11 protein-coding genes and 1 tRNA gene are annotated in these 16,555 nt (G+C 53.4%); 8 read left to right on the top strand and 4 right to left on the bottom strand.

Annotated elements, in window-relative coordinates; all coding sequences use genetic code 11:
- Positions 1–7: 7 nt before the first annotated feature.
- The 3 genes from J3P34_RS10095 to pheS all read right to left on the bottom strand — a co-directional run bounded on the left by J3P34_RS10095 (position 8) and on the right by pheS (position 4,034).
- Positions 8–2,431, bottom strand: a complete 2,424-nt coding sequence (locus J3P34_RS10095) for a TonB-dependent receptor (protein WP_210488309.1) — start codon at positions 2,429–2,431, stop codon at positions 8–10.
- A gap of 296 nt (positions 2,432–2,727) precedes the next feature.
- A tRNA-Asn gene (locus J3P34_RS10090) sits at positions 2,728–2,801 on the bottom strand.
- A 207-nt stretch (positions 2,802–3,008) separates the two neighbouring features.
- Entirely contained in the window at positions 3,009–4,034 is a 1,026-nt protein-coding gene (gene pheS, locus J3P34_RS10085) for a phenylalanine--tRNA ligase subunit alpha (protein ID WP_210488308.1), read from the bottom strand.
- A gap of 725 nt (positions 4,035–4,759) precedes the next feature.
- On the opposite strand from pheS, the gene J3P34_RS10080 reads away from it, so the two are divergent.
- The 8 genes from J3P34_RS10080 (at position 4,760) to J3P34_RS10045 (ending at position 14,719) form a co-directional block, all read left to right on the top strand.
- Positions 4,760–5,551, top strand: coding sequence for a LiaF transmembrane domain-containing protein (locus J3P34_RS10080; RefSeq protein ID WP_210488306.1), 792 nt, complete (start codon positions 4,760–4,762; stop codon positions 5,549–5,551).
- A 44-nt stretch (positions 5,552–5,595) separates the two neighbouring features.
- On the top strand, positions 5,596–6,621 hold the full coding sequence (locus J3P34_RS10075) for a sensor histidine kinase (protein ID WP_210488304.1): 1,026 nt from the start codon (positions 5,596–5,598) through the stop codon (positions 6,619–6,621).
- Positions 6,618–7,361 carry a LytR/AlgR family response regulator transcription factor gene (locus J3P34_RS10070; RefSeq protein ID WP_210488302.1) on the top strand — a complete coding sequence of 248 codons (744 nt, stop codon included), beginning with the start codon at positions 6,618–6,620 and terminating at the stop codon, positions 7,359–7,361. The genes J3P34_RS10075 and J3P34_RS10070 overlap by 4 nt, the downstream gene beginning before the upstream one ends.
- Before the next feature lie 353 nt (positions 7,362–7,714).
- Positions 7,715–8,329: a TetR/AcrR family transcriptional regulator gene (locus J3P34_RS10065; RefSeq protein WP_149089562.1), complete on the top strand. Its 615-nt coding sequence runs from the start codon at positions 7,715–7,717 to the stop codon at positions 8,327–8,329.
- A gap of 4 nt (positions 8,330–8,333) precedes the next feature.
- Positions 8,334–9,812: a TolC family protein gene (locus J3P34_RS10060; RefSeq protein WP_210488300.1), complete on the top strand. Its 1,479-nt coding sequence runs from the start codon at positions 8,334–8,336 to the stop codon at positions 9,810–9,812.
- Between the two features lie 9 nt (positions 9,813–9,821).
- The gene (locus tag J3P34_RS10055) at positions 9,822–10,982 is read left to right on the top strand and encodes an efflux RND transporter periplasmic adaptor subunit (protein WP_246853649.1); all 1,161 of its coding nucleotides are present in this window, start codon (positions 9,822–9,824) and stop codon (positions 10,980–10,982) included.
- Positions 10,983–11,038: 56 nt separating this feature from the next.
- The gene (locus J3P34_RS10050; RefSeq protein ID WP_246853648.1) at positions 11,039–14,425 is read left to right on the top strand and encodes an efflux RND transporter permease subunit; all 3,387 of its coding nucleotides are present in this window, start codon (positions 11,039–11,041) and stop codon (positions 14,423–14,425) included.
- Positions 14,426–14,461: 36 nt separating this feature from the next.
- Positions 14,462–14,719, top strand: coding sequence for an acyl carrier protein (locus J3P34_RS10045; RefSeq protein WP_210463225.1), 258 nt, complete (start codon positions 14,462–14,464; stop codon positions 14,717–14,719).
- A gap of 974 nt (positions 14,720–15,693) precedes the next feature.
- Here the strand turns inward: J3P34_RS10045 and J3P34_RS10040 are convergent.
- Entirely contained in the window at positions 15,694–16,446 is a 753-nt protein-coding gene (locus tag J3P34_RS10040) for a M48 family metallopeptidase (RefSeq protein ID WP_210488298.1), read from the bottom strand.
- Positions 16,447–16,555 lie beyond the last annotated feature (109 nt).

The raw sequence follows: 16,555 nt of genomic DNA, 5'->3' as shown, positions 1-16,555 counted from the left end.
TTGGTGATTATTTGCTGATAAAGTATCTGGCCCTTAAGAAGAAGGAGCGACCCGGCTTCTGGAGCAGGTAGTTATCGAAGAGTTTGCTGTCGGTCAGGTTCCGGGCTTCCAGGGAGAGGCCATATTTGCCGCCATGCAGCGTGTAGTTGATCATGGCATTGTGGGCTACCTGGCGCGGAATCACGTCCTGGTTGTTAGATCCCAGGTGCTCCGGCGTGAAGTAGTATTCCTCCACGTAATTGAGGTTGTAATTGAGGGTAAGCACATTGTTTTTTGTGCCCAGATCAGTGAAGGAATACCCTACCTCTGCGTTCCCAAACAGGTAAGGCATATTAGGGATGCGGTAACCGTAGCCCAGGTTCCTGTAGACGGTGGTACCTGTGAGATTGGTGCTGGTCAGGAATTCCTCTCTGTCCACAATGCTTTGGTAGGTGAAGTTCAATCCCATTTGGAGCCTGTTTTTCCAGGAATACCTGAAATCGCCTTCCACTCCGTTGGTCACCACGTTCCCCATGTTGATGTACTGCCGGTCAATAGGCTGGGCTTGCCTTTGGTCCAACCGGATGTAATCATCTGAATTTCGGTAGATATAATTGGCCTCCAGGGCGAATTGGTGATCTGGGTGGGGTTTGAAGGAATACATGGCCCCTGCGTTCACGTTGTCGCTGTTCTCAGGCTTCAGGGCAGAGTTTCTCCGGACAAACAGACCGTCTCCCAGCAATTCAATCGCCTCGGGCAGGCGGTAGGTATGCTCATAAGAGGCTTTCAACTGAAGTTGGGGCAGGATGAAACCGCCCAGCGCTGTTCCATAGCCGATATTATTGGTTTTGGTCTGGATGGGCTGATAGTTTGGCTCACCCGTTCCGTCAGAGACCTGCTCAAAGGAACTGGCATCTAAATGGTAGAGCTTAGAAAAGGCCGTAGCGGTAAAACGTTTCTTGTTCATCTGCCAGGCAAGGCCCAATACCTGTTTGTTCAGGGCTTGTGGATACCTGAAAGTCACGTTTTGCGGATCTTCCACGTCACTTGATTTCCGCCCGAAGTCAGACAAGACATAGTTAAAGGAAAGGGAATGGTCAGGAAAAAGCGCGTAACTGAGGTTAGCGGTTACAAGGCCTTCACTGTCGCGGTTCTTCAGCTGCGTCCGGACAAACTCAGCCGTGCTGGTTTCTTTCGTTTCCCGGTTCCAGTTGTATTGCAGGCGGGTGGTGTCTACAAACCGATTCTGCGTCATGTTATAGGCGCTGTACAGACTCAGATCCAGGCCTTTTACAAATAGGTTCGCTTTGCGGTACTTCACCGTAGGGATCACAGAGGAAGAGCGGGTGGTTCTGGCGCCAAAGACCTGTTCCATGGTCACGCCCGTCTGGATCTCCTTGTCATTGCCTGAGGCAATCAGTCCTACCAGGAAAAGGTCGGCATACTTCTTTCCGGTAACACCGCCTTCCAACTGAAGAGTCCCCGATTTATAGGCATCGTGGAAACGCTCTACTTCTCTCGTTGCTTCTTTTTGGCCGGTGGTAAGGTTGATGGGTTGCACATCCACCTTATAGTTATTGTCTGAGTAGTTGTAGAAAGCGTTCGCCCGGAAGGTTAGCCCGCTTTTAAGATTGGTGAAGGCCCCGTTCACAGCGGCTTTGTGGGTGTTGAAAGACCCGAAGCCGTAAGAGAAATCCAGGAAGTTAGGGTTGGCCCGGGTCACGATGTTCACCGCGCCGCCCAAAGCGTCTGCTCCCAGATGAATAGGAAGTACGCCCTTGTAGACTTCTATCCGTTCGGCCATGGTCACCGGCAGGTTGTTAAGCGTCAGGGAAGAGCCGAAGTTATCCATAGGGATGCCGTCCAGGAAGAATTTAACCTGTTTTCCGGAAAAGCCATTCAAAGAGAAACTGAAGTTAGAGCCCACGCCCCCTTCCTCCCGGATGCGGATGCCGGTGGTTCTATTCAGGGCCTGGTTTAAATCAGCGGAGGTGCTGTACAGTTTCCGGGTATCCAGCACGGTCACGTTGAATCCCTCTTCTTTGATAGCGGTGTTCTGCGTTTTGCCGGTTACCACTACCTCGTCCACGTTCAGGCTTCCAGATAACGCAATCGTGCCCAGGTTGGTGGTGAGGCCCCCTGTGATGTGAATCCTGCTCGTTCTTGAGGAATAGCCTACAAACGAGACTACCAGGTCATAATCGCCTTCAGGCGCAGAGAGAGAAAAAAAACCGTCAGCATTGGTCTGAACCGCAGCCTCGGTGCCTTTGATAAACACGTTGGCGAACTCAATGGCCTTGCTTCCGGCGTCGGTTACCTTCCCCGAGACTGTTCCGTTGTTTTGGGCATATCCGGCCAAAGAACAGGTGAGAAGTAAGAAGAATAGGGCAAAGAGCCCTTTGGTTAAAGGAATGGTAAGCTTTATATATGGCAGTGAGGGAAGTACTCTCATATTGCACATCAAGTCGATAGCTCGATAATTAGACTAATTCTAAATAATGACACAATATTAGGCCATACAACTTAGAATCCCAAGTTATTTAGAATGATTCTACAGTAAGTAGAAGATGAGTAGAGGCCAACTGCAGAAAGGCAGAGGAAAGTGGCCTGAATAGTTAGTTAATGGAATACACCATCAGAGGCATCACTCCGGTACTCAAGCCATAGGAGGGATATAGAAGTGTGCAAATTGTGTGCACACAAAAAAGCCACTTACAAGTTTTATCTCGTAAGTGGCTGATTTATAAGCTCCCCCTCTTGGGCTCGAACCAAGGACCCCATGATTAACAGTCATGTGCTCTAACCGACTGAGCTAAGGAGGAGTTTATCATGTTCTGGCCGTGTGACCTTGAATGATGATGCAAAAGTAGGGGCTATTCTGATTGTGTGCAAGTCTTAGCAAATAAAATTTTCCTGATTTCTGATAAGTGGCTGAAAATGAAACCAGAAAATTTTCTGTTTAGGGGCTCTTTATTTGAAAATAGCCCCTAAACAGAGGCAGTGCCGCGAAATGCTTTTACCCCGCTGTTCTAGATTGCCTCAAATTGACGCAGGAAACGGGCGTCGTTTTCGGTGAACAGGCGCAGGTCCTTGATCTGGTACTTGAGCATGGTGATCCGCTCAATACCCATCCCGAAGGCGAAGCCAGAGAACTCCTTGGAGTCGATGCCGCAGTTTTCCAGAACCTGAGGGTCTACCATGCCCGAGCCACCGATCTCCACCCAGCCGCTGTGCTTGCAGATGTTGCAGCCTTCACCTTTACAGATAAGGCAAGTAATGTCAATCTCTGCGCTGGGCTCAGTGAACGGGAAGAACGACGGGCGGAACCTGATCTGGGTGTCTGGCCCGAACAGCTCCTGCACGAAGTAATATAAGGTGTCTTTCAGGTCTTTGAAGCTCACGCCACGGTCCACGAACAAGCCTTCTACCTGGTGGAACACACAGTGCGCTCTTGCCGAAATAGCTTCGTTCCGGAATACGCGGCCTGGTGACAGCGTGCGGATAGGTGGCTTCTGGTGCTCCATTACACGTACCTGCACACTACTGGTATGCGTGCGCAGCAGCATGTCTGGGTTCTTGCTCAGGAAGAACGTGTCCTGCATGTCGCGGGCGGGGTGGTTCTCAGGGAAGTTCAAGGCAGAGAAGTTGTGCCAGTCGTCCTCCATCTCGGGGCCTTCAGACACGTTAAACCCAATGCGCTCAAAGATCCGGATGATCTGCTCCCGCACACGGGCCAGCGGATGCCGGGTGCCAAAAGCGTTAGGTACAGGCGGTAAGGTGAAGTCAAGGCCGGCCAGCGCATCTGGTGTGGCATTCTGCTCCAGCGCTTCCTGCACGGTGTCCATCTTCTGCTGCGCCAGCTGCTTGAGCTGGTTCAACTCCTGGCCTACCTGTTTGCGCTGCTCAGGGGCAACGGTTTTCATCTCGTCAAACAGCGCAGCAATCTGGCCTTTGCGGCTCACATACGTATTCCGGAAAGTTTCCAGTTGCTCTTTGTTCTCTATAGCATAGGCCTCTACCTCTTGGGTCAGCCGTTTAATGTTCTCCAATAGCATAGCGCAAAGATAAAGAAGTAATGGTGAATGCGTAAGGTTTTGTAAGGAAGAGCAGCGGCTAGCTGAGCTTGTTGATATGATTTACGCCTGTTTTACGGAAATCGGCTCCTAAACAGATTGCAGGGAAGTGCTTAGGTAGCCTTTCCCTTGTAATTGGCTTAGTTTCTTTGGGAGAATGGTTTGAAGCTGGTGCATCACGGCTTTGCAAACTGCCGGCCATGGTGGGTCCAAGTCGCAGACTTGAACCATGTCATATTATTCAGAAGACCTCACAGGTTTTCAAAACCTGTGAGGTCTGGGTCGTTCCTGCTAGCGCATTCCCAATTCCAGCCTTTCGGTGGAGCGCCTTGTCAGGTTCCGGTGCCGTTAGGCATTGCGACTGAAAGGAGCAAAGGAAGCTGGCGCAGCGCGAGGCCGGAAGGCGGGGCCTCGCGGCCGTGAGCGCACGGAGAGAAACGATGCAACAAATCAGGTTATGCACCCACGCAAATAACGGCGCCACGCCAGCGAAAGCGGACTACAATCCCACAAGAAAACTGAAAGTAAACAGCTCCGCCATGCTAACGCAAACAGACCAAACAAACACAAAAGCATCGGTAAAAAACAAATTACCTCCGTTTACCTACGCCCACCCGCCATTCACCTACTTTCTCTGGGGCTTAGCCTAATTCCCGTTGTGGCGCGCAGCGGTTCTGCCTAGTTTTGGAACATAAATCAGCAAGGTTATGGAAAATCCGAACATAAAACGAGTAGGCGATTACCGGCACTGGGAACGACCTACGGGCAAAGGGGGCCGGGTGGCCGCCGGGTTATTGATCATTGGGGTTGGCGCTATGTTGCTGGCCTACCAGATGAACGCTATCTTCTTGCCGAGCTGGGTTTTCTCCTGGAAGGTGCTGTTGATTGTGATAGGGCTGTTTTCGGGGATCAGGCATTCGTTCCGCAATCCCGGATTTATTGTGCCCATCATCATCGGGGGCGTGTTTCTGTTGGAGGACCTGATGCCTGGTATTCGGCTCAGAAATTTTTTATGGCCGATTATCCTCATGGTGGGCGGTCTTTGGCTTATCTTCAAACCAAGGCACACCTGCGAGAAACACATGAAGAACGTAAGGCGCTTCGGACCGCAGGGACCTAACTTCAACCGGGCTAATCCCACCAACGAGAGCTTTTCAAAAGATGACTTCCTGACGGCCACCGCGGTGTTTGGCGGCATCACCAAAAACGTGATCACCAAAGACTTCAAAGGTGGTGATATTGTGACCTTCTGTGGCGGCGCCAAATACAACCTCACCCACGCCGATATGCAGGGCGAAGTGATTCTGAACATCACCGAGTTCTTCGGAGGGGTGAGCCTGATTGTTCCGCCGCATTGGCGGGTTCGCTCCGAGGTGGTCACCATCTTCGGGGGAGTAGATGATAAGAGAGGCTTCGTGGAGGCGGCCCTGGAATCAGACAAAGTGCTGGTATTGAGAGGGACGGTGCTCTGCGGAGGCATAGAGATCAAGAGTTACTAATGATATCGGTTGCGCCAGTTTACGGGGCAAACAACTGCTTGACTATGTCTACATTCAAGAATATTCTGCTGTACCTTGGTTGGGCCATGCTGTGGGCCGTGGTGCAAACCGCGGTGATTTACCAGGCAGGTTTCCCGGTAGAGCTGGCCTGGAAAGACGCCTCTTTAAGCAGTGGTCTGGTAGTGAGCAGTGGATACGTGATGGCCTTGGCGCTTCGGTTCTATCGGCCGGGCGGACGGCAGGTGGTCTACTTGATGGCTTGGAGTTTGGGCGTGGCCATGATCAGCCTGGTGCTCTGGGATACAGGAATGGAGTACCTGCTGGGGCCGCAAACGGAGTACCTGGCCTTTGTAGACAAAACGTTCTTTGTGCGGCTGGCCTTCGCGTGGCTCATGATTTTGTTCATTGTCTTGCAGAATTGGCTCTGGTTTTATGCCCGCGAGAAACAGGAAGCCGAGGAGCGCAAAGCGGCTACCGAGAAACTGGCCCGCGAAGCCGAGTTGTTCAACCTGCGGCAGCAACTGCAACCGCACTTTCTGTTCAACAGCTTAAACTCCATAAGTGCGCTGGTGAAGACCCAGCCCGACCAGGCCAAGAAAATGGTGCAGCAGCTTTCTGATTTCCTCAGGGGAACCCTGCGGAAAGATGACCAGACCATGGTACCCCTCGCCGATGAACTGCAGCACCTGCAGATTTACCTGGAGATTGAGAAAGTGCGTTTCGGGCACCGGTTGCAGACCCAGGTAGATTACCAGGAAGAGAGCCTGCAAGGGACTTTGCCTTACCTCTTGCTGCAACCCATCGTGGAAAACGCCATCAAGTTTGGCTTATACGATACCATTGACGATATTCTGATCAAGATTACCGCCACCCTCCAGGATTCCATGCTGGTCATCAGCACCCTGAATCCTTTTGACTCCGCGCTGCTGCAGCACAAGCAGGGCACCGGTTTCGGGCTGGACTCGGTACGGAGGCGCCTGTACCTGTTGTACGCCCGCACCGATCTGCTCACCACCCACCAACAAGACAACGTTTTCATCACCACCGTTAAAATACCTCAGAAAATATGATCAAGTGTCTGGTAATTGATGATGAACCCCTGGCGCGGAGCATTGTCTGCGAGTACCTGCAGAAGTACCCAGATATGGAGATGGTGCAGGAATGCAACAACGGTTTTGAAGGCGTGAAAGCCATCATGCAGCATCAGCCGGAACTGGTGTTCCTGGATATCCAGATGCCTAAGATCAACGGTTTTGAGATGCTGGAACTGGTGGAGGCGGTGCCGGGCGTCATCTTCACCACCGCCTTTGACGAGTACGCCATCAAGGCCTTTGAGACCAACGCCGTGGATTACCTGCTCAAACCTTTCACCCAGGAGCGTTTTGATGCCGCTTTAAAGAAATGGCGCCAGAAACAGCAGCAGCCGGTACCAGAGACCACGGTGAAAGTGCTGGAAGAAGTGCCAGCCAAGCAGCCCGAGGAGCAGGTGCGCATTGTGGTGAAGGTGAACAACGACATCCGGATCATCCCGGTGCAGGACATCCACTACCTGGAAGCCTACGATGATTACGTGAAGATCCATACCGCCAACGGCTGTTTCCTGAAAAAGAAAACCATGGGCTACTATGAGAAAACCTTGGAGAGCCGCCAGTTTGTGCGGGTGCACCGGTCCTACATGATGGCCCTGGACCAGCTCACCCGCATTGAACCCCTGGAGAAGGAAACCCACGTGGCCCTGCTCCGCAACGGCACCCGCCTGCCCCTCAGCAAAGCAGGTTACGCCCGCCTGAAAACCGTGCTGGGTATTTAGCGCCTGAAAACCCGAAAAAGGCACCAAAAAATATTTCTAAGAATAAGTCTAAACCCCAACTGGAAGTCTGGGTAAGGGAACCGTTTTAGGGTTGCTTTGGCAAAAACAGCCTCAGAATGGCACCAGTCCTGATATTGATGGTTTCGGTTGTGGTACTCGTTTCCGGAGTGTTTTTGAGGAAATCGGCCTTAAACAACACGCCAGTAAAAGCAGCTTTCTGCCGGTCCTTTGGGCTTGCTTCGGAAAGTTATAAATGCAGACAATCAATGGCTTAGGACGCTGAAAACATTTGTGGTGGAAACTTTGGGAACAAGAAAAGTTTCCATAGGTTTACCCCCGATCAACGGAAACAAATGGAAATCAGAGACAGGATATTGCAGGAGGCACTGGCCCTTTTCTTTCAGAAAGGGATCAAGTCAGTTTCAATGGATGATGTAGCCGCGCGTTTAGGGGTGTCTAAAAAGACCATCTACAAATGGTTCGCGAACAAAGACGAGGTGGTGTTTGAGGGCATGCAGCAGTACATCAAGGGCATGGAAGGAACCTGCAGCCAGGCGCTGGCTTCTACCAACAACGCCCTGGAAGCCATGTTCCAGATTGTGGAGATGGTACGCGGGCTCATGCGGCAGATGCACCCCAGCATTTTCTATGACCTTCAGAAATACCACCCCACCTCCTGGGGGCTGTGGCAGGAGCATAAAAACGATTTCTTTTTAAAGCAGACCAAAGAGCACATCCAGCGCGGCATCAAAGAGAAGCTGTTCAGGGAAGATATTGACGTGGAGATTCTGGCCAGGCTGCGCCTGGCGGAGGTGGAGCTGGGTTTTGATTCAGAGACTTATCCGGCCACCCGGTTTGACTTGCAGAAAGTGCAGATAGCGCTGCTGGAGCATTTCATGCTGGGGCTGGCCACCCTTAAGGGGCATAGATTGATCAATCAACATAAACAGATCACTGAAGAAGACTAAATGTATGAAAAAGCGCCTCTCCGTTAGTTGGCTTTTGTTAGCCTGGCTCCTCACTGTACTGGATCCTTTGCCGTCCTGGGGACAGGAGCAGTCGTTCTCGCTGTCTCAGGCCATCCAGTTCGCCCTCCAGAACCGCCCATCGCTCAAAACGCTCCGGAACCAGGAACAGATAGACAAAGCCAAAGTAGGCGAGGTGCGCGCCATCGGGTTACCGCAGGTGAACGCCGGGGTAGACATCAACAACAACTTTATCCAGCAGAAATCCATTGTAGATTTCAGCGCCTTTGGGGGCGGCGGGCAGCTCAACAACTTCATCATTACCCAGCAGCAGCTCAACTCGGGGCAGGACATCGTGCTCACGCCCACCTACACCGTGCCCGAGGGGATGTCCGGGCCCCAGGCCATCACCTTTGTGCAGCCCTGGAGCGGGGCCGCGGTGCTCTCGGCCTCCCAGTTGCTCTTTGACGGCTCCTATCTCATTGGGCTGCGGGCGGCCTCAACCTACACCCAGCTCTCGAAGAAAAACACCCAGCAGGGCGAGATTGAAACCGCCGAGCAGGTGAGCAAAGCCTATTACAGCGTGCTGGTGGCCGCGGAGCAGATCAAATTGCTGGACCAGAACCTCACCCGCCTGGACACGCTCCTGCGCCAGACCTCCATCATGAACCGCAACGGGTTTGTGGAGAAGCTGGACGTGGACCGGCTGCACGTAAGCTATAACAACCTCAGGATAGACCGCGACAAAGCCCAGCGGCTGCTGACCCTGGGCGAGCAACTGCTCAAGTTCCAGATGGGCTACCCCCAGGCCCAACCCATCCTGCTCACCGATCAGCTCAATGAGAGCAGCCTGACTACCGGCAAGCCCAAAATCAACTACAGCGCCTTTGCCTACGCCAACCGCGTGGAATACTCCATCCTGGAAACCCAGCGCGACCTGGCCCTTTTGCAGCAGCGCAATATCAAATCTGGTTACTGGCCCCGGCTCCTGCTCAACGCCAACTACGGTTACAACGGGGTGGGGAAATCGGCCTCCGGTCTGCTGAATGTGCGCGCCGGGGCCAACAACACCACTACCCGCAACTGGTTTGATTTTGGGGTGGTGGGCGTGAGCCTGCAGGTGCCCATCTTTGACGGCCTGCGCAAAAGCTACCAGGTGCAGCAATCCAGAATACAGCTGGAGAGTGTGAAGCTGGGATTTGAGCAGCTGCAACAGGCCATTGATTTAGAGTTGCGGCAGGCCGATGTCACGGTAGAGAATACCATGAGCGTGCTGCGGGCCCAGCGGGAGAACCTACAACTGGCCGAGGAGATTGCCCGCGTGGCGCGCATCAAGTACCAGGAAGGCGTGGGCTCCAACCTGGAGGTGATCACCGCCGAGACCGACCTGCGCGCTGCCCAGACCAGCTACTACAGTGCTCTCTATGACGCCCTCATCGCCCAGGTAGACGCAGACCGGGCCACTGGTGCCTTACTCCTGAAATAAACCCCACCCATGAACCTTTCATCTCAATCTTCTATGAAAATCTACCTCATCGCCGGCTTTATTTCCATGGCCCTGTTCGCCTCAGGCTGCGGCCAGAAAGAGAAGGACAAAGCCACCCAATTAGCCGAACTCAAGAAAGAACAGGCCGCCCTGGCCAGCCAGATAACCCAACTGGAAACCGAACTGCAGAAAGAAGGCAAGGGCGGTGCGCCCAAAGTGGCCGCCGTGCCGGTATCGGTGTTGAATGTGCAGCCCGAGACCTTTCGCCATTACCTGGAGGTGCAGGGCCGCGTGGACTTTGACCAGAACGTGATGGTAAGCCCCAAGGTGCCGGGCGTACTCACCAGCCTTCGGGTAGACCCGGGCAACCGCGTGAGCCGCGGCCAGACCCTGGCTACCATTGACGCCGGCCCGCTGGACCAGCAGATTGCCGCTCTGCGCCCCAATCTTGATTTGGCCCGCACAGTGTACCAGAAACAGAAGAACCTCTGGGACCAGCGCATCGGCACGGAGATCCAGTACCTGACCGCCAAAAACAACGTGGAGAGTTTGGAGCGTCAGTTGGCCGCCATGCAGGCTGCCCGGGCCCAGTACATCGTGAAAGCGCCTATCTCCGGTGAGGTAGACCAGGTAGTTCCTAAATCTGGGGAGGCGGTGGCGCCCGGTATGGGCATTATCAGGCTGGTGAATGCCAGCAGCGGCAAGATTGTGGCGGAGGTCTCAGAAGCCTACGCGGCCAAGATCAAAAGGGGCGATGACGCGCTGGTGCTCTTCCCCGATCTGAATCGGGAGATCATGACCACGGTGCGCGTGGTGGGCAGCAACATTAATCCCAATAACCGATCATTCACTGTGGAATTGGGCGTGAAGCCTTCTGAACAGGGCAAGGTGAACCTGCGGCCCAACATGGTGGCGGTAGTACGCATCCAGGATTACGCCAAAGAGAATGCGCTCACCCTGCCGCTGGACATTGTGCAGAAGGATGAGCAGGGCAATTTTGTGTACGTGGTGGAGCAGAAAGGCAACCAGCGCGTGGCTGCGAAACGGAACATTTCCACAGGTACTTCTTACGGCGGTAAAGTGGAAGTGCTCACGGGCCTCAATTCCAATGATCAGGTGATTAGTGCCGGAGCCCAGAACCTCAATGAGGGGCAGCCGGTGAGTTTCTAAGGCGTTTTTCCAAAAAGAGACCCCAAACGCACCTCGGTGCCCAGGGTTTCCTAACCATGAACCAAATGGAACAGTCTCATAACATAAAGGAATTCAAGCCCACCAGCTGGGCCATTGATAACCGCACCAGTATCTACATCATTGCATTTATCATCTCCATTGCGGGCATCCTCACCTATAACCGCCTGCAGAAAGAGAACTTCCCGGACATCGTGATCCCCACCATGATCGTGACCACGGTGTACCCCGGTACCTCGCCCTCAGACATGGAAAACCTGGTGACGCGGCCCATTGAAAAGCAGATCAAATCCCTGAACGGGGTCAAGAAGGTCACCTCTACCTCCATGCAGGACTTTGCCATGATCAACGTGGAGTTCAACACCGATGTAGACGTGGAGGTAGGCAAGCAGCGGGTGAAAGACGCCGTAGACAAAGCCAAAACCGATCTGCCCACCGATCTGCCCCAGGCGCCCAACGTGCAGGAAATCAGCTTCTCAGAGATGCCCATCATGTACGTGAACCTCTCGGGGAATTTCAGCGCTGAGAAACTGAAACAGTTCGCCGAGGACCTGCAGGACCGTATAGAGGCCCTGCCCGAGATCACCCGCGTGGACATTGTGGGCGCCCTGGAGCAGGAAGTGCAGGTGAATATGGACATGTATAAAATGCAGGTGGCCGGCGTCACGTTTGGTGACGTGGAGCGCGCCATCTTCACCGAGAACATGACCATCTCAGGGGGCACCGTGCGGGTAGGTGACATGAAACGGGCCGTGCGCGTGGTAGGTCAGTACACCGATCCGGCCATCATAGGTGACATTGTAGTGAAGTCGCTTAACGGCGGAAACATCTACCTGCGGGATATCGCGCAGGTCACCGATACCTTTGAGGAACGCGAGAGCTTCGCCCGCCTGGACAATGACCCGGTGATCACGCTCAATATTGTGAAGCGCAGCGGCGAAAACCTCATTGAAGCCTCAGATAAGATCAACGCCATCATCAAAGAGGCGCACGGCACCACCTTGCCCCAGAACCTGAAGATCACCGTCACCGGTGACCAGAGCAACAAGACCCGCCACACCCTCAATGACCTCATCAACACCATCATCATTGGGTTCATCCTGGTGACCTTGATTCTGATGTTCTTCATGGGAACCACCAACGCCTTATTTGTGGGCTTATCGGTGCCAATTTCCATGTTTATCGCCTTCCTGATCATGCCTATGATTGGGTTCTCGCTAAACATGATTGTGCTCTTCTCGTTCCTGCTGGCGCTAGGGATTGTGGTAGACGATGCCATTGTGGTGATTGAGAATACGCACCGCATTTTCCACCAGACTAACTGGAGTATTGCCAAATCTGCGAAGATGGCGGCCGGCGAGGTGTTCCTGCCCGTGCTGGCCGGAACGCTCACAACGGTGGCGCCGTTCCTGCCGCTGGCTTTCTGGCCCGGCATTGTGGGCGAATTCATGTTCTACCTGCCTATTACGCTCATCCTCACCCTGATGGCCTCGCTGCTGGTGGCCTTTATCTTCAACCCGGTTTTTGCGGTATCCTTCATGAACCGTGACCATGATCCGGAGAAACAGAGAAAGTCCTTCAGGTTATCTATGGTCATCATGGCCGGGGTGGCGCTGCTGAGTTACGCGGTAGGCTGGGCAGGGGTTGGCAATCTGGTGGTGGTGCTCATGGTGTTTGTGGTTTTAAACAAGTATGTCTTCACCGGCTGGATAAACGGTTTCCAGGGTCGGGTGCTACCCGCCTTTATGAGTAGGTATGAGGGTTTGCTGCGCTGGATGCTGGTGGGCCGCCGGCCTTATAAGGTGGTGGCCGCGGTAGTCGGTCTGCTGGTATTCTCCTTTGTGATCACCGCTATCAGGGCCCCTAAAGTAGTGTTCTTCCCGCAGGGCGACCCTAACTTCATTTACACCTACATCCGGATGCCCGTGGGCACCGACCAGGTGGTGACGGATTCTATCACAAAGGTAGTGGAGAGTAGGGTGTTCAAGGTGGTGGGCCAGAATAACCCCAACGTAGAGTCTGTAATCTCTAACGTGGCGGTGGGTGCCGGTGACCCCATGGCCGGGGGGCAACAGGCTGAGTCTAACCGGGGGCGGGTAACGGTGGCCTTTGTGGAGTACCAGTACCGCGAGCCAGGTATAAGAACCTCTAAGTACCTGGACGATATCCGGGAGGCGGTGAAAGGCATTCCCGGGGCCGAGATCACCGTGGAGCAGGAGCAGAACGGTCCGCCGGTGGGCAAGCCCATTCTGGTGGAGGTAGCCGGCGAGGATTTCGCCGGCCTCATCAAAGTCTCCAAAGACGTGCAGCGCTACCTTGACTCTCTGCAGATTGCCGGCGTGGAGGACCTGCGTACCGATCTGGAAGACAAAAACCCCGAGATTACCGTGGAGATTGACCGCGTGCGGGCCAACCGTGAAGGTCTAAGCACTGCCCAGATAGGCTCCGAGCTCCGGACGGCCATCTTCGGGAAGGAGGCTTCCAAGTTCAAGAAGGATGAAGACGAGTACCCTATCCAGATCAGGTTGGCTGAGCAGTACCGCAAAAACATTGACCAGCTCATGGGCATGGTGCTCACGTTCAGAGATGCCGCGGGCATGGTGCGCCAGGTACCGGTATCAGCGGTAGCCACCATCAGATATTCCACCACCTATGGCGGCATCAAACGCAAGAACCTGAAGCGAGTGATCTCGCTTTCCTCCAACGTGCTGGGCGGCTACAATCCCAATGAAGTGGTGGGCAACATTCAGACGGCCCTGGACCAGTTCCCTACGCCCGAGGGTTACGAGATACGCATGGGTGGCGAGCAGGAAGACCAGAAAGAAACCATGGATTTCCTTTCCCTGGCGGGTATAGCTTCCATGGGTCTCATCTTCCTGGTGCTGGTGACGCAGTTTAACTCGGTTTCCAAATCCCTCATTATTTTATCAGAAGTTATCTTCTCGGTGATAGGGGTATTGCTGGGTTTCTCTGTCTTTAATATGGATATGTCAATAGTGATGACCGGGATTGGGATTATTGCCCTGGCCGGGATTGTGGTGAAGAACGGGATTCTGCTGGTTGAATTCACGGATGTGCTGAAAGGGGAGGGGATGGAGCTGAAGGAGGCGGTTGTGATGGCTGGCAAAACGCGTCTGAGTCCGGTGGTGCTGACCGCTACCGCCACCATTCTAGGTTTGATTCCCCTGGCCATTGGTCTCAACTTCAACTTCTTCACGCTTTTTACGGAGTTGGAGCCGCACTTCTTCCTGGGCGGCGAGAACGTGACTTTCTGGGGACCCCTGGCCTGGACCATCATTTTTGGTTTAAGCTTTGCTACGTTCCTTACCCTGTTGGTAGTGCCTATGATGTACCTGATCAATGAGAAAATCAAAAGTAAGGTACTTCCCAAACGCCGCGAGAAAGAAGCGGTTCTGGTAGGCTGATTTGATTGAAAAAGGACCCTTTAAATTTTTACCTATATGATTACCGCCCATATCCCCGCTGTTACCCGCAAAGTCGTTAGAATCATCAGCAAGACCAAGGAGATAAAGCCCTCCCGCCTCCGGGCCTCCGCAAACCTGAACAAGGAGTTTGGTTTTGACACCGTAGATGTAGTGGACATTATCCTGGAGCTGGAAAAACGCTTCAAGATCGTGATCCCCGATGAAGTACCACTCAACACCGTTGGTGATTTTGTAGACTATGTCTCCAGCCACACCATGCGACAGGCAAGTTAATCCCTTTATTAAAGTGCTCATTTTTTGACTTGGAAAGGCAGAGGGATTATCCTTCTGTCTTTCTTCATTTATAAAGGTTTTGGAAGGTTTTGCGGCTGTTTTGAAGAAACCGGGTGTAAAACAGTTCCCAAGCACATGGTCACCTTTCATAGTCCTCCATTAAAGGGATAGGAGGATGACTTCTTCTGCTGATCCTTCTTCTCTCATCCCTGGTTCAAGTTTTCAACTTGGACCTACCATGGTCTGCAGTTTGCAACTGCAGTGAGGCGTTAGCCTCAAAACCACTTTGGAGATATTACTTCCTACTTCTTTTCTTAACAAGTATCAGAACTGCAGCCGCGGTCTGCCCACGTTTGTCACTTTTCTCCTTGATGAGAAAAGTAACCAAAAGAATCAAGAAGCCTCAAACTCGCTGACGCTCGGACAGTGAGGCTTCAGTAAAGGTACCACCAGGCTAAGGCTATCTGTTCCATTGCCAACGCATGCCATTACTGGTTGAACAGTTCATCCGTGCGGCAGCCCGTGTCTCGGCCTCACTGTAGGCCTTCGCCCTGGCCCGCCGCAGGAAACAGATGGTTATGGTGTCTGCTCGGATTACCTAATATGTAGAGACAAGGCATGCCTTGTCTCCTATGGTTTCTCCGCAATAACCTGCACCTACCGGAAAGGGCGCCCACAAGAGATGCCCCTACATTATCCTCGTTTTTCTCCTCCCTGCCTCGCCCATCCTGCCCGCCGTTGTTGGTGTTATCACCAACAACCGGAAATATGGCTCAGCCACCTTCTGACGCATTACTGACGCATTGCAAAATTCCCCTCCTCGGAGGGGCAGGGGTGGGTTGTGTTTCGAAGCTATCATCAGAGAAACAGCCCCAAAGCTGCTGCATTCCAAATTCGCAAATGGGTATGCTCCCAAACGACTCAGAACTTAGGACTCAAGACTCAAAACTCAGGACTCAAGACTCAGAACTCCTTCAAAAAACCTCTAGGCGGTAGGCTTTGAGTTGTTTGTCCAGGCCGCGGGCGTCGCCGCTGATTTTGTCCAGGAGGGCCCAGAAGCGGGGGCCGTGGTTCTTTTCTACGGTGTGGGCCAGCTCGTGCAGGATCACGTAGTCGCAGAGGTGCTCGGGGAGGCGCATGAGGTGCAGGTTTAGGTTGATGTTGTTCGTGTGGGAGCAGCTGCCCCAGCGGGTCCTGGCGTTTTTGATGGTCACCTGCTGGAAAGAGAACCCAAACTGCCGGGCGAAATGCGCCACGCGCTGGGGCAGATAACGCTTGGCCTCCAACCGAAGGGTGTATTCCACGGCGTTTTTGATGTAGTCCTGCACGTCGGCGTGTTGCCAATCTACCAGCTCTGGGTACCACACGTACAGCACGCCGTCTTTGATGCGGCTTTTGCAGTGCGGCAGCGGATGGGGCAGCAGGAGCAATTGGTGGAAACGAGTTTTGAACTCCACATCGGGGGAGAACAGCGTCTTTTTGCTCTGTTGCAGTTCTTGTGAAGAGAGGTGCTTTCTGATCCAGGGGGCTTTTTCCTGCACAAAGGCCTCGGCCTGGGCCAGCGTGGCGCGTTTTGGTAAGGTCACCCGCACGCCTTTGCCGGGTCTTATGCTGATTCTAACGTATTTGGCCGTGACGCTGGGAACAAACTGCACAAGGCCTATGGTATCAATCTCCTTTTCCAGAATCCCCGATGCAAGGGTGGGGCTGCTTTTCTTCCTCTCCATATCCTGGCAAAGATACGGCTTGCGCAGGTAAATCAAGAAGCGTTTTCACCAGGCCTGAAAGCAACGGCATAAAAAAAGCGTCTCCGCAGAGACGCTTTCCAGATCATGT

Source organism: Rufibacter aurantiacus (assembly GCF_017916345.1).
Lineage (GTDB): Bacteria > Bacteroidota > Bacteroidia > Cytophagales > Hymenobacteraceae > Nibribacter > Nibribacter roseolus.
This window is presented reverse-complemented; position numbering and strand designations above follow the sequence as displayed.

What these genes read in the sequence shown, in the direction of transcription:
- J3P34_RS10055 (WP_246853649.1), top strand. Translation starts at nt 9,822, where the DNA reads ATGAACCTTTCATCTCAATCTTCTATGAAAATCTACCTCATCGCCGGC.
- J3P34_RS10045 (WP_210463225.1), top strand. Translation starts at nt 14,462, where the DNA reads ATGATTACCGCCCATATCCCCGCTGTTACCCGCAAAGTCGTTAGAATC.
- J3P34_RS10040 (WP_210488298.1), bottom strand. Translation starts at nt 16,446, where the DNA reads ATGGAGAGGAAGAAAAGCAGCCCCACCCTTGCATCGGGGATTCTGGAA.
- J3P34_RS10095 (WP_210488309.1), bottom strand. Translation starts at nt 2,431, where the DNA reads ATGAGAGTACTTCCCTCACTGCCATATATAAAGCTTACCATTCCTTTA.
- pheS (WP_210488308.1), bottom strand. Translation starts at nt 4,034, where the DNA reads ATGCTATTGGAGAACATTAAACGGCTGACCCAAGAGGTAGAGGCCTAT.
- J3P34_RS10050 (WP_246853648.1), top strand. Translation starts at nt 11,039, where the DNA reads ATGAACCAAATGGAACAGTCTCATAACATAAAGGAATTCAAGCCCACC.
- J3P34_RS10060 (WP_210488300.1), top strand. Translation starts at nt 8,334, where the DNA reads ATGAAAAAGCGCCTCTCCGTTAGTTGGCTTTTGTTAGCCTGGCTCCTC.
- J3P34_RS10075 (WP_210488304.1), top strand. Translation starts at nt 5,596, where the DNA reads ATGTCTACATTCAAGAATATTCTGCTGTACCTTGGTTGGGCCATGCTG.
- J3P34_RS10070 (WP_210488302.1), top strand. Translation starts at nt 6,618, where the DNA reads ATGATCAAGTGTCTGGTAATTGATGATGAACCCCTGGCGCGGAGCATT.
- J3P34_RS10065 (WP_149089562.1), top strand. Translation starts at nt 7,715, where the DNA reads ATGGAAATCAGAGACAGGATATTGCAGGAGGCACTGGCCCTTTTCTTT.
- J3P34_RS10080 (WP_210488306.1), top strand. Translation starts at nt 4,760, where the DNA reads ATGGAAAATCCGAACATAAAACGAGTAGGCGATTACCGGCACTGGGAA.